This is a genomic window from Pilimelia columellifera subsp. columellifera, from assembly GCF_039532605.1.
Taxonomy (GTDB): Bacteria; Actinomycetota; Actinomycetes; order Mycobacteriales; family Micromonosporaceae; genus Pilimelia; species Pilimelia columellifera.
Window position 1 is genome coordinate 233,119 of sequence record NZ_BAAARY010000002.1, and the last position, 14,054, is coordinate 247,172.

Genomic DNA, 14,054 nt, shown 5'->3' on the forward strand with positions numbered 1-14,054 from the left:
AGGCGGCGGCACGGCAGCTCACCGGTCGGCGGCGAGCAGCCCCCTGACGTACGCGGCCTGGCCGGCGTGCTGGAGGTCGTCGTCGGCGATGCTGACGAGCCGGACGCCGAGGGTGACCGGCGGGTCCCAGCTCTCGTCGACCACCCGGTCCAGGTCGTCGTCGGCAAGGGCGCGCAGGAACGCGTCGGTCCTGGCGGCGACGGCGTCGAGGTAGGCGGCCAGGTCCTTCCAGCTCCGCGGACGGACCTGGCTCACCTGCTCGGGCGTGTGCCCGTAGCCGGTGTCGTCGGGATCGGCCGCCAGGCCGAAGCGCGTCGCCCAGTCGCCGCCGGCCCACACCTGGTCCTGGCCGGTGATCTCGGCGATGTGGCTGTCCTGGACCCGGGTCAGGTGCCAGACCAGCCAGCCGATCGGGTTCGCCCCGGCGGCCGGGGCGAACCGCAGCTGGTCCGGGGTCAGCTCCTCGACGGCGGCGCGCGCCAGGTCGGGCAGTCGTCCGTACTGCTCGACGAGCAGCTCGCTGACGTTCACCGCCAGCCCGCCGTCGCCGCCCGGGCGGGTCCTCCGCTCGTCCCATTAACCATGGGTCCAAGCGTCTCAGCCCGGACGGCGACGGCGGCGGTCTTCGTCAAATCCTGGTGGTGTTTCTGATCCAGGCGCGGTGCGGGTGGATCGGGGTGTACATCGCCGGGCTCTTGCTGACCGAGGCCACCCCGACCTGCCATCCGTCGACGAACAGCGGACCACCTGAGTCACCGTTGTTGGGGTGCCCGTTGCCCTCGGTTACGGCCATGGCCCCCGGGTTCCCTCGTAGTCGTAGCCGTGCGGTCTGACGTAGGTGACGGTGGCGGTCTTGAGCCGGGTGGCGATAGGACCTCCAACCGGAGCCGGCGCGATCACGCGTCACTCGGCTGATCGATCGCTGCCTCGTAGAAGGCGTCCGCGAGCGCCACGATGACAGCGTTGACGCCGGGTCCGTCGCTGAAGAAGTAGTCGGCCATGGTGTTGTGGGCCGCCTGGTTGTCGACGACCGCCTCAGTGACCGCCGCTTGGAAGTCCCGTGATTCCATGAACTGCTTCTTCGAGTTGACTTTGGTCTGGTTGATCAGGTCGGGGTCGGTGAGCAGTTGCTCCACCAGCCCCTGCACGAACTCCCGCACCTGGGACGCCGTGAACGACTCGGCGCCGAACAGGTCGTTCATCTTGTCGATGACGACCTGCAGGGCGACGTACTTGGGTTCCTTGCGGGTGCCGGTGCCGGCGGCGCCGATGCCCTTGAGTTCGCCGTCACCGGTGAGCGAGATGTCGACCGCGGTCCGCTTGTGGTGCTTGACGCCGACCAGGACCACGTCGGAGAGGTCGACCTCGGCGCTCCAGGACGAGTCCGCGATGACCTTCTCCAGGAGCCGCAGGAAGATCGACAGCATTTCCAGCTCCGAGTCGCCGTAGTCGACGATCTGGCTCATGAAGTCATAAAGCCGGACGTAGGTGGAGACATCCTTGCGGAACAGGTCGAGGCTGTTGAGAGTGACCTTGTCGTCGGCCTCGATCGCGGCCACGTATCGGCTGGCGAAGTCGTACTTGGGCGGGCTGATCGCCGCCGAGAGCGCGTTGTTGCCTCTGCGGGTGACCCACAGCTCGGCGACCTCGCGTACCTGCTCCGGCGTGTAGATCCCCGCCTGGGCGAGTTTGGTGGCGAGGTGGACGACCACGTACGGGTCGGTCTCGGTCTCCAGGGTCGCGTTGGTGAAGTACGGCTCGAACGCGGCCCGGATGTCCTCGGGCTTGTTCACGAAGTCGATGACGAACGTCTTGCGCTTCTGCTCCCCACCCGCGGTGCGGTGGGTGCGGTTGAGCCGGGAGAGCGTCTGCACGGCGGCGACCCCGGAGAGCTTCTTGTCGACGTACATGGCCGACAGCAGCGGCTGGTCGAAGCCGGTCTGGAACTTGTTCGCGACCAGCATGATCTTGTATGTCGTGCCCTTGAAGGCGGCGGCCAGGTCCGAGCCGGCGCCGGGGTTCAGGTTGGCCTCGGTGAACTCGTCGTCCCTGCCCGGCTGCGGCCCCCAGTCCGACGCCCACTCTTCATCGTCGGCCATGGTCACCGAGCCGGAGAAGGCGACCAGGGTGCGGTAGTGGTACGAGACGTCCTCGGCGGCCCGCTTGACGATGTAGGCGTCTATCGCCCTCTTGTACTTCACCGCGGCCTTGCGCGAGTCGGTCACCACCATCCCCTTCGCCGTGCCCTCCAACAGGTGGGCGACGTTCGTGTGGAAGTGCTCGACGATGATCTGCACCTTCTGGCTGATGTTGGTGGGGTGCAGCTTCACCCACCGCATCAACCCCTTACGCGCGGCGGCCTCCTCCACCTGGTCGCCATCGCCGCCCCCCGCCTTGCCAGCGATCTTCAACGCGGTGTCGTAGGACTGGTAGCCCCGCAGCACGTCGAGGATGTAACCCTCGTCGATCGCCTGCCGCATCGAGTAGAGGTGGAACTCGACCGGCTTCCCGTCCGGACCCTTGCGGCCGAAAAGCTCCAGAGTCTTGTTCTTCGGCGTCGCCGTGAACGCGAAGTAGGAGATGCTCTCCGACTCGGCCCGCTCGGTCATCTCCGCGGCCAGGATCGCCTCGACGTCGACCTCGCCGCCCTCCTCGATCTCCTGGACCTCCTCCGCGGTCAACACGGCCTTGAGCTTCGAGGAGATCTGGCCGGACTGCGAGGAGTGCGCCTCGTCGGCGATCACCGCGAACCGTCTGCCCTTCAGACCCTTGTCGGCCCGGATCTCCTCCAGGGCGAACGGGAAGGTCTGCACCGTCACCGCGATGATCAGCTCGCCATTCTTCAACGCGGTCGCCAGCAGCCCGGACTTCGACTTCGCCCCCGCCTTGCGGACGTCCTCGGGACTGATCGTCGTCACGATCCTCCCCGACCCGTCGATCTGCCGGATCGCGTCCTGTAGCTGGCCGTCGAGCACGGTGCGGTCCACAACCACGATCACCGAGTCGAAGACCTTCACGTCGTCCACGTGCAGCCGTGCCAGCCGGTGCGCGGTCCAGGCGATGGTGTTCGTCTTCCCCGACCCGGCCGAGTGCTCGATCAGGTAGCGACGCCCCACCCCCTCCTCGCGCACCGCGGCCACGATGTTCGTCACGGCCTCCCACTGGTGGAACCGGGGGAAGAGCATGCTCGTACGCCGCACCGACGTCCCGGTCGCGACGTCCCACTCCTCCCGGGTCTCCACGATCATCAGCCGGCCGATGATGTTCAGCCAGGCGTGCATCTCCCAGACCCGCTCCCACAGGTACGCCGTCGCCGACCGCCCGCCCTCAGCCGGCGGATTCCCCGAGCCGCTGTCGTGACCGGTGTTGAACGGCAGGAAGTGCGTCTTCTCGCCCTCCAGCCTGGTGGTCATCGCCGCCAGGTCGTTGGAGACCGCGAAATGGACCAGCGCCCGGTGCCCGAACGACAGCAGCGGCTCCGGCCGCCCGTTGGTCAGCGGGTGGCGGTGCTTGCGGTACTGGTTGATCGCGTCATCGAGCGACTGGGTGAAGTCGGTCTTCAACTCGACGGTCGCCACCGGCAGCCCGTTGACGAAGAACACCAAGTCGATGCTGCGCTGGTCGGCGGTGGAGAAACGCACCTGCCGCATCACCCGCACCCGCATCGCGGCGTACTGCGCGTTGGTGGTCGCGTTCAGGCTGGTCTCCGGGCGGAACTGCGCCATCTTCAACCGACCACCGCCGATGTACTGCACGCCGTTGCGCAGGATGTTCAGCGTCCCGCCGCCGTGCTCCAGCGGCTTGTCCAGCGCCGTGGCCAGCACGTCGAGGAACTTCGCCTGTGAGCCGGCGGCCTTCAACGCCTTCGCGTACGCCGCCTGCTGGGTCTCCTCCAACCAGGCGAACAGGTCATCGGGGAAGAGCGCCCGCTCCCGGTCATAGCCGGTGTCGTCCGCCGAGTACAGCCACCCGTGAGCCTCCAGATAGGCGCAGATCTCGGACTCGAACACGCCCTCATGGTGGTCGGCCATCACGCCATCTCCCGCACGTCGATCTGCCCCGTCACGGCCGCCGTGATCAGCGCGGACCGGCGCTCGCGAGTGAGATCAATGAATCGCCCAGTCTCAGCAATCAATGCGTCGATCTTCGCCGTCTGCCCGTCGAGATGGGCGACCATGTGTCGCTGCTCAGTCAGGGCCGGCAATCGCAGGCGAAGCTCTCGAATGTCTCGCTGAGAAATCTTTTGCATCGATTGACTCATGCCCTTGGATGCAGCACCGATCTGCGCACGCATGCGAGGAGACCCGAGAGCGTACGCCACGAACGCGGGATCCGCGTCGTCCGCAAGCGAGAGACCGTACGTAAGATCGGAGAGAAGCAACCGCGGGTAGCTCCCGTCGACCACGGCAGCAGCACCCACTAGATCTTTAGTATTAGAACGAGACATGACGAGTTCGCCCTGATTAACCGCAAGCTCTGGCCGCGGAGTCTCGTCGTCTGGAAGTCGCTTGTTTTCAGCGGGGTTGAATCGTCCAGTGTTCGCGCACCCGACCTTGAGGACCCCCCACTCCGCTACCCCGTCGGCCGGCCAACTTTCGCAGTTGGGGCTCCACCCCTGACGTAGAACCGCGATGACGCGCCGCAGTTCTACGTCCTCACCCTGCGCAGTCGCATTCGCGATGACCGCTGTGCGTCGCTCGCGGAGCATCTCGATTAGGCGCTGCTGCTCCTCGATGAGCGTGTCGATGCGGGCGGTCTCGCGGTCGAGGTAGCCGGCGATACTTCGCTGCTCGTCCAACGGGGGGATAGCGAACGGCATATCCGCGATCATCGGCCTACGAACGGAGTCCACGGTCGACTTAGCGCTTCCATCCAAGGCCATCAGATGAAACAAGTTACTGAAGGCGTAATAGAAGAATTTTGGCGTCACCCGTCGGAAGTCATCAAGTACGTACACGCGTTGGTGCGCCATGAAGCGACCTGCGACGAGGTGAAACACCTTAGCGACGCCTGCCCCGTCACCCGCAGTGAGTACCGCCGTGGTATCGAAATCCCATTTGCTCGACAGAAGTGGTGCGTCAGACCGGACATAGAACGGAAATGGACCATCTAGTTCCGCATCAACGGTATCGCCGGTGCCAGTTCGGATGCGCACGAGGTGCCGCGCTCTGGCAACATCCCAATGACTCGGAATGCGGGAGAACGTTTGGCGCGACTCGTCCCTGTAGTAGGGATACGGCGCACCTGCACTCACTGCTCCACCTCTCGCAGCAGGTCGAGAATCTTGGCGACCTGCTTTTCCAGGTCGGCGTCGATCTCGGCGAGGGGGCGGGGTGGGACGTACTTATAGAAGTGGCGGGTGAAGGGGATGTCGTAGCCCACCTTCACCTTCGTCCAGTCGATCCAGGCGTCGGAGACGTGGGGCTTCACCTCGGCGTCGAAGTACGCCTGGATGACCTCGATCTTGCCGGCCGCGCCGGCGGTCGAGCCGCCGTAGGTGAACGGGACGTTCTCAGTGTCGCGCTTCTTGCTGTCCGGCTTGGGCTTTCCCTTGCGGTCGACAACCGGCTTCCCGTCCTCGCCCAACAGCGGGCGCTCGACCGTGATGGTCCAGTAGCCGAACTCGTCGTTGCGCAGCACCTTCGAGTAGTCCGGGTCGGCATCGCGGAAGTCGGCGTACAGCTTCACGACCTTGGCACGGTCGGCGTCGCTGATCTCACGGCCCTTGGAGCCTAGATTCTTGCGCATCTTGGTCCAGAACGACGTGCCGTCGATGAGCTGGACCAGGCCCTTGCGAACGGGGTGCTTGGTGTTGTCCAGGATCCAGATGTAGGTGGCGATGCCGGTGTTGAAGAACATGTTGGTCGGCAGCGCCACGATCGCGTCGACCAGGTCGTTCTCCAGCAGCCACCGGCGGATGTTGGACGGGCCGGACTCGGCGCCGCCGTTGAACAGCGGCGAGCCGTTCATGACGATCCCGACCCGGCCGCCGCCGTCGGACGGGGCGCGCATCTTGTGGGCCAGGTGCAGCAGGAAGAGCATCTGCCCGTCTGAGGTCGCCGGAAGCCCGGGGGCGAACCGACCGTAGGGGCCGGCGGAGTCACGCTCGGCGGTGACCGCCTTGGCGTACTGCTTCCAGTCGACGCCGTACGGCGGGTTGGACATGCAGAAGTCGAACTTGCGGCTCGGGAACGCGTCGTCGGTGAGCGTGTTCCCGAAGGCGATGTTGGTCGTGTCGTGCCCCTTGGCCAGCAGGTCGGACTTGCAGATCGCGTACGACTGCGGGTTGTACTCCTGGCCGTACAGGCTCAACTTCGCGTCGGGATTCTGCGCGAGCAGGTGCTCCTCGGCCAGGGTGAGCATGCCGCCGGTGCCCGCGGTCGGGTCATACAGCGTGCGGACGATGCCGGCCTCGGTCAGGTCGGCGTCCTTCTCGGCGAACAGCAGGTCCACCAGCAGTCGGATCGCGTCGCGCGGGGTGTAGTGATCGCCGGAGGTCTCGTTCGCAGCCTCGTTGAACTTGCGGATGATGTACTCGAACGCATCACCCATGTCGGCGTTGGAGACCTTACGCGGATGCAGGTTGACTGCATTGAAGGATGTGATGACCGCGCGCAGCAGCTCCGCCTTCTCCAGGGCGAGGATTTCCTTCTTGAAGTCGAAGTACTGGAATACGTCGACGTCGGGCGAGAACCGGTCGATGTAGTCGGCCAGGTTGTCCGCCAGTCCGTCGGCGTCCGCCAGCAGGTTGGCGAAGGAGTAGTTCGAGGTGTTGTAGAACGGCCTGCCGGTCGCCTTCTTGACCTCGATCCTGAGCCGGACGGGGTTGTCGTACCTCTTCGCCAGCGCCCGCACCGTCTCCCGGTCGGGCTCCAGGATGCAGTCGAGGCGTCGCAGGATGGTGAGCGGCAGGATTACGTTGCCGTACTGGTTGGGGCGGTAGGGGCCCCGAAGCTGGTCCGCGATCGACCAGATGAAGCTACCGAGGGCGCTCACAAGGCTCCTTACGAAGATCGCTCGATGACGGATGCTGGACGCTCGGCGCAAGCCGGTGCGTGCCATCCGAGCACGCGTGGCGCACAGTCTCCGGCAGCCGGTGCGTCACAGGACATCATCGCGCATCACCAGACGGTCAGCTGCCGCCGACGCTGGGCGACTACGTACTCGGCCAGGAGTTGGCGCACCTGGCCCACCGTCAGCGCACGCCCGACTTCTAGGTTACCGTTGCCCGCGCCATGCCGAACATTGAGCGCCGCAAGGATGACCCCTCCATCACCGGCACAAAATCGTGGCTGGGCGGAAGTGCGACATGACCGTCCAGCGCTGCCCTGATCTGGTCATCTTCGATTGTGACGGTGTGCTGGTCGACAGTGAACCGATTGTCCTCGGGGTGCTGGCGGAGCGGATGCGGCGGCTCGGTGCCACGATCACCGATGCGGAATGTCTTCGGGATTTCACTGGTCTCACCACGAGCGCCACCGCTGAGCTGATCGCCGCTCGATTGGGCGCGCCGCTGCCGCAGAAATGGCTTGATGATCTCACGCTGGCCGTGGACCGGGCGCTCGCTGAGCGGGTCCAGGCCGTGCCGGGCGTGACCGCGGTGCTCGACCAGTTGACGACGCCCTACTGTGTGGCCTCGAACGGGCGACCGGAGAAGGTCGCCTTGACGCTGGCCGCCACCGGACTGGCCTGTTACTTCCGCGGTCGGGTGTTCACGGCGTCACAGGTGCTGCGGGGGAAGCCGGCACCGGATCTGTTCCTGTTCGCGGCGGAGACCATGGGCGTATCGCCGGAGCGCTGCGTGGTGATCGAGGACAGCGAGTCAGGAGTCTCAGCGGCGAGAGCGGCTGGGATGCGGGTCTTGCGCTACGTCGCCAACGCCTCGGACCAAGGTGTTGAGGGCGTCTTCAGCAGGATGGCGGACTTGCCGCAACGGCTGGGCCTGTCTCAACCTTGATCACCGCGTCATTAGGCGTCAGGAGGCTGATATGGGGCGGAGCCCAAGCGGTGGCTCGCGGTACAGTCGCCGGCATGGGTTCGACGGCGCGTAAGGTCTCGCTCACCGGTATCAAGCCGACCGGGGAGCCGCATTTGGGCAACTACATCGGTGCGATCCTCCCGGCTCTCGAGCTGGCCGACAGCTACGACTCGGTGTACTTCATCGCCGACCACCACGCGCTGACGACCATCCGCGACCGCGACCTGCTGCGTCACTACACCCGTTCGGTCGCGGCGACCTGGCTGGCGGCCGGACTCGATCCGGACCGCACGACGTTCTACCGGCAGTCGGACATCCCGGAGACGTTCGAGCTGGCATGGGTGGTGTCGTGCGTGACCGGCAAGGGTCTGATGAACCGAGCGCACGCCTATAAGGCGGTGCGCGACCGCAACCGTGAGGCGGGCAAGGATGACCTGGACGCGGGCGTGAACATGGGCCTGTTCAACTATCCGGTGCTGATGGCCGTCGACATTCTGCTTATGGACGCGGACGTGGTTCCAGTCGGCCGCGACCAGCTTCAGCACGTGGAGTATGCCGCGGACATCGCTGGCGCGTTCAACGCCGTCTACGGCGAACAGTTCGCCTTCAAGATCCCCACGCCCATTGTTCCAGCGGAGGGGACGGCGCACACGATGCCGGGCACCGACGGGCGGAAGATGAGCAAGTCGTACGGCAACACGATCCCGCTGTTCGCCCCCGAGGCCACCCTGCGAAAGACCATCCGGCGTATCCCCACCGACAGCGTCCCGGTCGAGGCGCCCAAGGACCCTGACTCCTCGTCGGTGTTCACCTTGCTGGAGCACTTCGGCACCGCGGATGTCGTGGCTGACACCAGGGCGGCGCTGCTGGCTGGCGGGATGGGTTGGGGCGAGGTCAAGGCCAGGCTGACCAACGCGCTGAACCACCAGTTCGCGCCGATGCGGGAGAAGTACGAGGCGCTGATGGCGCCGGGCAGCGAACTTGACGACCTTCTGGCCCATGGCGCGGAGAAGGCCCGCAAGCAGAGCCAGCCGTTGCTCGAGCGGGTGCGTGAGGCCATCGGCATCCGCTGAGCGCGCGGGTCAGCCGATAGCCTCGACGACCTTATCGGCGCATTGCCACGCGGTGGTCCACTTGCCTGGCAGCGCGACCATCAGGTTCGCGGTAGGAGTCCAGCCCGGCGGCGGATCGCGGAGGTCCGTAACGAGGGTCGACGGGCCGGCCTGGCCGGGCTCGCACACCGCACCCCAGCGCAGGTCGAGGCCGCCGGGATGGATGCCGCGACGGGCGAGCGCGGCGCACAGTCGGGCGTGTTCTGCTTCGGCGGTGCCGTACCGTCCGGCGACGCCGGGCAGGCCCACTCGCACGCAGTCGCGGTCCGGGCTGATCGCCAGCATGTCGCCGTCGAGCCAGTAGGTCAGCGTCTCTGGGACCGTATGCGGAAGCCGGGCCCACGCGATGCGGCGGGTTCGAAGCGTGTGCTCGATTCCCGCGTGTGTCAGCAGATCCGGGGTGGCGGCTCCCGTCGCCAGAACAACCGTGCGGGCCCGTGTCGTCACATCCCCCACTGTGACAAGCGCGGTGCTGGGGTCGCGGTGAAGGGCCACTTCGTATCCATTGTCCGTCCGCACGTCGCTGGCCCGGGCAAGGTCAAGGAGGCTGGCGTGCAGCGTCGGCAGATGCACACTGTGGTCCGGTAGACGGAACGCTGCCGCTGCCTGTCGGTTGGGTGCGGTGGTGTGGGCGTCGACTTCCGTGACGTCGATTCCGAGCCGTTGCCATGCGGTGCGGTATCGGTTAACGGCGTCGGTGGTGTGGAACAACGCCAGCCCGTTCGTTCCGCCCGCCCGTGCCGGTCCGATGAGGTCGTTCCACCGGTGGCGGTGCTGCCAGCATGCCTGCGCGACGGCGGGTAGGACCGGAGCGTAGACCGCGCCGGAGTGCAGTTGCCCGAAGTTCTCCACCGAGGCACTTGGTCCGCCGTCGCCGATGCATCGCACGGATAGGCCACGGCGTGCTGCGGTGATAGCGATGGTCAGGCCGCAGATCCCTGACCCGATAACGAGAACGTCGACGCTGGCGTCAGACACGGTCGGCTCCTTCGTGGGTAGGGGTGAATCGGGGATCCCGGTCGTCGATGACGGTCAGGCGGTAGCGGTGGGTGAAGCGGCGCACCAGTTCCGGCGGGGCGAGGCGGTGGTCAACCAGACTTCGTAGCCGCCGGGGGGTGAGGCGCAGCCGGGCGCGGGCCGCCGCACGGTGGGCGTACATCGAGTCCCGCCGCAGCAGCAGGCTGTACAGGTGAGCGAGCATCGCGGACCCCTCGCTGTGGATGGCCGTCGCGTTCGGGCCGGTCGTGGCGCCGACCCCGGCGGGAATGCGCAGGGTAAATCCTGCCGGCCCTCGCAGGGCGCAGTTGACCAGCTCCTGCGCCGCCTCGCTGAACGTGCAGCGGCTGGGGAAGGGCGGGGTTGACGCCAGTTGAGGGAGGAGGAGCGCGCCGCCGGGAAGGCCGGTGCGGGCGTACGTGACCACCTGCCGACGTTTGGTCAGCCCGTACGGTGTCTGGAGAAGTCCGGGTGCGAGGACAGCTGTGGTGCTCGCGGCGATCAACACGCACGTCCGGCCCCGTCCTGCCAGGTTCGTGTGCAGTCGCAGCACAGTCGTGGTGGCGGCGTCGATGCTTCGGCGCATGGCATCGACGCCGCTGCGGTCAAGGACGCTGTCCACCACCCAGACGTGCTGTTGTCCGGCCGTCAAGCGGTCCACGGCGGTGGCCACCGCAGTCTGAGCCCGCTGATCGGTAAGGTCCGCGCCGATCCACATACTGTCGCGCCGGGGCTCGGGTCGCGTGCGGCTGACGGCGATGACCTCGAAGCCGGCGGCGGTGAACAGCGGGAGCGCGGCGCCGCCGAGCCGCCCGGAGGCACCCAGCAGGACAATCGACCCGGTCACGGCGCGCACCGCCGCCACGTGTGGGCGAAGGCATTGAACGTGTCGCAGAATTCCCGGCGGATCTCGAGCCAGGGGCCGGGGCGTTCGGTGCGTTCAGCGCAGGCTCGGCGCGCCGCTTCGACATCCTGGACGGCCCATCCGCTGCTCAGCTCGATGGCCGACAGCAGGGCGGTCTGGCTGGTGCCGTCGTCGCTGAGCACCTGTTCGGCGATCTCGTCGGGAGTCATGTTGAGGTGGATGCTGGAGGCCGGGATGCTTTTGGACATCTTCGGGTAGCCAGCGAGCCCTTCGAGGACCCGGAAGTAGAGCGCGCCGATCCGGCCGTCCCATCCCAGGCTCAGCTCGCCGGCGTCGGCCTGCCGATGGAGCACAAGCCGGGCGAGGTCGGTGAAGTACGCCTCTTCCATCCCGGAGACCATCAGCACGCGAGACGCGCCGGAGTCGAAGGGCCCGAGCACGTCGGCGACGGTGTAGAGCGAGTCGACGACCACGCCGATCTCGCTGCCGAGGAGGCCATGGTCGGCGTACAGCTCCAGCAGGCTCTCGCGGTGCTGCTGGAAGTCGGCGCGGGACAGGTAGCGGGCGACTCGGCCAGCTCGGATGAGGTTGTCGTGGTCAAGGTGCGAGCGCAACCCGGCCGTCCGCGGATCGAGGCCCAGTTCGATCAGGAACGACGACATCTGGTCGCGTACCCGGATCAGCGCCGGCCAGGGGACGTTGCGGGAGTTCCACGCGCCGAGGTCGGAGATGACGACGGTCATGGGAGCTTCGAGCCGTCGTTGCAGCTCGACGGCACCGAGCATGACTGACAGGGTTCCGGCCGTCGGCGCGTTCGTAGGACCGAATCCGGTGACGATGGCGAGTCCGTCCCGCTGTGCGGTGTCCAGTACCGATAGGGCGTCGTCGAGGTGGGTGAACCGGCCGGCGGTCGGGCCCAGATGTCCGGACACCGCGGCGGCGGCGTGGCCTTCGATGAGTTCAGCAGGCATTTCGGGCTCCTATCGGTTGTTGGTGAGAGTTGTCAGCAGTCGCATGGCGTGGCCTGACCGGCGTGCGTCGCGGACCCGCCCGACCGCCTCCCGTGCGTTTCCGGAGGCGCCACTGGCCTCGAGGATCAGGGCGGCGTTCACTTCGACCAGCCGGGTGGCCGGGGTGTCGGCTCCGTCGGTTAGGGCTTGAGCCACGAGTGCGGCGTTGGCGTCGTGGGTGGACCGGTGCGCCACGGCTCGCCGCCAGGACTCGGTGGGTGGGGCTCCTTGGCTCAGGTCGCTGGTGATGACGCCGGCGACCTGTCGGGCGACCCTGAGCGCGCCGACGTCGCCGTACTCGTCGACGGTCTCGCCGGGGGACAGTTCCGTGGACACGACGATGCCGGTGGCGAGGTCGGGCCGAATGCGTCGCAGCGCGGCGGCCGCGAGCGTGACCTCGTGGTGGGCCAGGCCGAGGACGAAGCTGCGTGCCCGGACACACATCGTGGCGACCGGCATGAAGAAGCTGGCGGGATTCAGCGTGTCGAAGACGCCGTCGTACCGGGCCGCGTATCGAGGGCAAAACTGCGGGTACGCGACGAACGCGATGCCGTACCGGTCCAGTACCTGCGCGACGGCCGCTGGACCTGTTACCGGGCGAATGCCCAGTGCCTCGAGGATGTCGGTGGCGCCGGAGACCGCCGACACTGACCGGGAGATTCCCTTGACCACCGGCACGCCGGCCGCGGCAGCGAGCACCGCCGCAGCGGTGCTGACGTTAAACGTCTTGAATTGCTCTTTGCCGCTGCCGGCCACCACGACAGTTCCGTCGGGCACTGGCACGGGGTTTGCGGCATAGCCGGCGAGGACCGGGTCGAACTCGGTCACGACTGTCCACCAATCGTGCAGCTGCTCGGGACCGAGACGATCGCTGCGCAGCAGTTTGACGCACCATCGGCGCCAACGCACGTCGGCGGCATCCGACCGGTCGCGTAGGAGCGCATGGAGAACGGCTGCTGACCAGGAGCCAGCAGGAACGTCGGCGCACCGGGCTGGCACCGGATCGGCCGGATGATGCTTGCGCTGCTGGCTCGGCGGCGCCGCGAAGCGCAGGACGGTTGCGCCCTCTGGTGACTGGAGGCGCCTGGGGTTGGGCCGCGCGGACAGCGCCTTTGGGGTGACGAACATGCACTCAGCGTCATCGCGTCGGCCGCTGTCGTGAAGGTACGGCCAACGCACCGCTGCTGAACCGCTGTCGAACCGGCGGTCCGCGCACCACGAGTGAGGTCCCGGCCGGTGTCATGATGGGCGCATGATTCAGCTCGAAGGACAGCCGGTGAACCCGGATGACCTCGCTGCCCTGGCGCTGTGCAACTACGGGCACTTCACCTCGATGCGGGTTGTCGACGGGCGTGTCCGCGGGCTCGGGATGCACATGGACCGCCTCGTCAGCGACTGCAAGCGCGTCTTCGGAGCGGATCTGGATCCTGAGGACGTGCGTCGGTTCGTCCGCGCAGCCGTAGGCCCGAGCGGGGACGTCATCGCCCGGGTGACGGTGTTCGACCCGCACCTCCAGCTCGGTCGGCCGGCCGCCGCCTGCCGGCCGCGGATCCTCGTGACAACCCGCGAATCTGCCGCCGGCGGGCCGCTGTCACCATTGGCGCTAGGCACCGCCGAGTACGAACGCGAGGCTCCTGCCGTCAAACACGTCGGCCTGTTCGGCACGCTCAGCCACCGCCGCGCCGCGCAGCTGGCCGGCCACGACGACGTGCTTTTCGTCAACCGGCACGGGCATATCACGGAAGGCGCCACCTGGAACATCGGCTTCCTCAGCGGCTCGACGCTGCTGTGGCCCGACGGCGATCAACTCGTGGGAGTCACGATGCGCCTGGTCAGCAAGCTTGCCGAGCGGCGGCAGCTCAAGGTCGCGCACGCCACGATGACCCCCCAGGACGCTCTCGGGCGCGACGCGGTGTTTGTCACCAATGCCGCCGTCGGCCTCCGTCCGGTCGCGTCGATCAACGGTCGGCCGGTCGTAGCTGCCGGCGAACAGCTGCGCAGGCTGACCCAGGAGTTCAACGAAGACATGGGCGACCCGCTGTAGAGCAACACCGGGTCGCTGCCGGAGGTGGTCTTCGGGCCAGCTGTACCGG

Annotated in this window: 12 protein-coding genes; 3 read left to right on the top strand and 9 right to left on the bottom strand. The window is 67.1% G+C overall.

Annotated elements, in window-relative coordinates:
- Positions 1 to 18: 18 nt before the first annotated feature.
- From ABD287_RS04045 to ABD287_RS04065, 5 genes are all read right to left on the bottom strand, one after another.
- Positions 19 to 531 carry a mycothiol transferase gene (locus ABD287_RS04045; protein ID WP_344168387.1) on the bottom strand — a complete coding sequence of 171 codons (513 nt, stop codon included), beginning with the start codon at positions 529 to 531 and terminating at the stop codon, positions 19 to 21.
- A 97-nt stretch (positions 532 to 628) separates the two neighbouring features.
- Entirely contained in the window at positions 629 to 793 is a 165-nt protein-coding gene (locus ABD287_RS04050; RefSeq protein ID WP_344168390.1) for a trypsin-like serine protease, read from the bottom strand.
- Between the two features lie 103 nt (positions 794 to 896).
- Complete coding sequence (locus ABD287_RS04055) at positions 897 to 4,010, bottom strand: type I restriction endonuclease subunit R (RefSeq protein WP_344168393.1); 3,114 nt, start codon at positions 4,008 to 4,010, stop codon at positions 897 to 899.
- A 20-nt stretch (positions 4,011 to 4,030) separates the two neighbouring features.
- Positions 4,031 to 5,254 (bottom strand): restriction endonuclease subunit S, encoded by a 1,224-nt coding sequence (locus ABD287_RS04060; protein ID WP_344168396.1) that lies wholly within the window; start codon positions 5,252 to 5,254, stop codon positions 4,031 to 4,033.
- Positions 5,251 to 6,996, bottom strand: a complete 1,746-nt coding sequence (locus ABD287_RS04065; protein WP_344168399.1) for an N-6 DNA methylase — start codon at positions 6,994 to 6,996, stop codon at positions 5,251 to 5,253. Before ABD287_RS04065 ends, ABD287_RS04060 begins: the two co-directional genes overlap by 4 nt.
- 313 nt (positions 6,997 to 7,309) lie before the next feature.
- Between ABD287_RS04065 and ABD287_RS04070 the strand changes: the two genes are divergently transcribed.
- Together ABD287_RS04070 and ABD287_RS04075 are read left to right on the top strand one after the other, a co-directional pair.
- On the top strand, positions 7,310 to 7,957 hold the full coding sequence (locus ABD287_RS04070; RefSeq protein WP_344168402.1) for an HAD family hydrolase: 648 nt from the start codon (positions 7,310 to 7,312) through the stop codon (positions 7,955 to 7,957).
- A 74-nt stretch (positions 7,958 to 8,031) separates the two neighbouring features.
- The gene (locus ABD287_RS04075; protein ID WP_344168405.1) at positions 8,032 to 9,051 is read left to right on the top strand and encodes a tryptophan--tRNA ligase; all 1,020 of its coding nucleotides are present in this window, start codon (positions 8,032 to 8,034) and stop codon (positions 9,049 to 9,051) included.
- Between the two features lie 9 nt (positions 9,052 to 9,060).
- Here ABD287_RS04075 and ABD287_RS04080 read toward each other — a convergent pair whose 3' ends face one another.
- From ABD287_RS04080 to ABD287_RS04095, 4 genes are read right to left on the bottom strand one after another with little or no spacing between them, the layout of a single operon-like run.
- The gene (locus ABD287_RS04080) at positions 9,061 to 10,068 is read right to left on the bottom strand and encodes an NAD(P)/FAD-dependent oxidoreductase (RefSeq protein WP_344168408.1); all 1,008 of its coding nucleotides are present in this window, start codon (positions 10,066 to 10,068) and stop codon (positions 9,061 to 9,063) included.
- Positions 10,061 to 10,933 (bottom strand): NAD-dependent epimerase/dehydratase family protein, encoded by an 873-nt coding sequence (locus ABD287_RS04085; protein WP_344168411.1) that lies wholly within the window; start codon positions 10,931 to 10,933, stop codon positions 10,061 to 10,063. The genes ABD287_RS04080 and ABD287_RS04085 overlap by 8 nt, the downstream gene beginning before the upstream one ends.
- On the bottom strand, positions 10,930 to 11,922 hold the full coding sequence (locus ABD287_RS04090; RefSeq protein WP_344168414.1) for a nucleotidyl transferase family protein: 993 nt from the start codon (positions 11,920 to 11,922) through the stop codon (positions 10,930 to 10,932). The genes ABD287_RS04085 and ABD287_RS04090 overlap by 4 nt, the downstream gene beginning before the upstream one ends.
- A gap of 9 nt (positions 11,923 to 11,931) precedes the next feature.
- On the bottom strand, positions 11,932 to 13,089 hold the full coding sequence (locus ABD287_RS04095; protein WP_344168417.1) for a hypothetical protein: 1,158 nt from the start codon (positions 13,087 to 13,089) through the stop codon (positions 11,932 to 11,934).
- A gap of 124 nt (positions 13,090 to 13,213) precedes the next feature.
- Between ABD287_RS04095 and ABD287_RS04100 the strand changes: the two genes are divergently transcribed.
- Entirely contained in the window at positions 13,214 to 14,005 is a 792-nt protein-coding gene (locus ABD287_RS04100; protein WP_344168419.1) for an aminotransferase class IV, read from the top strand.
- Positions 14,006 to 14,054 lie beyond the last annotated feature (49 nt).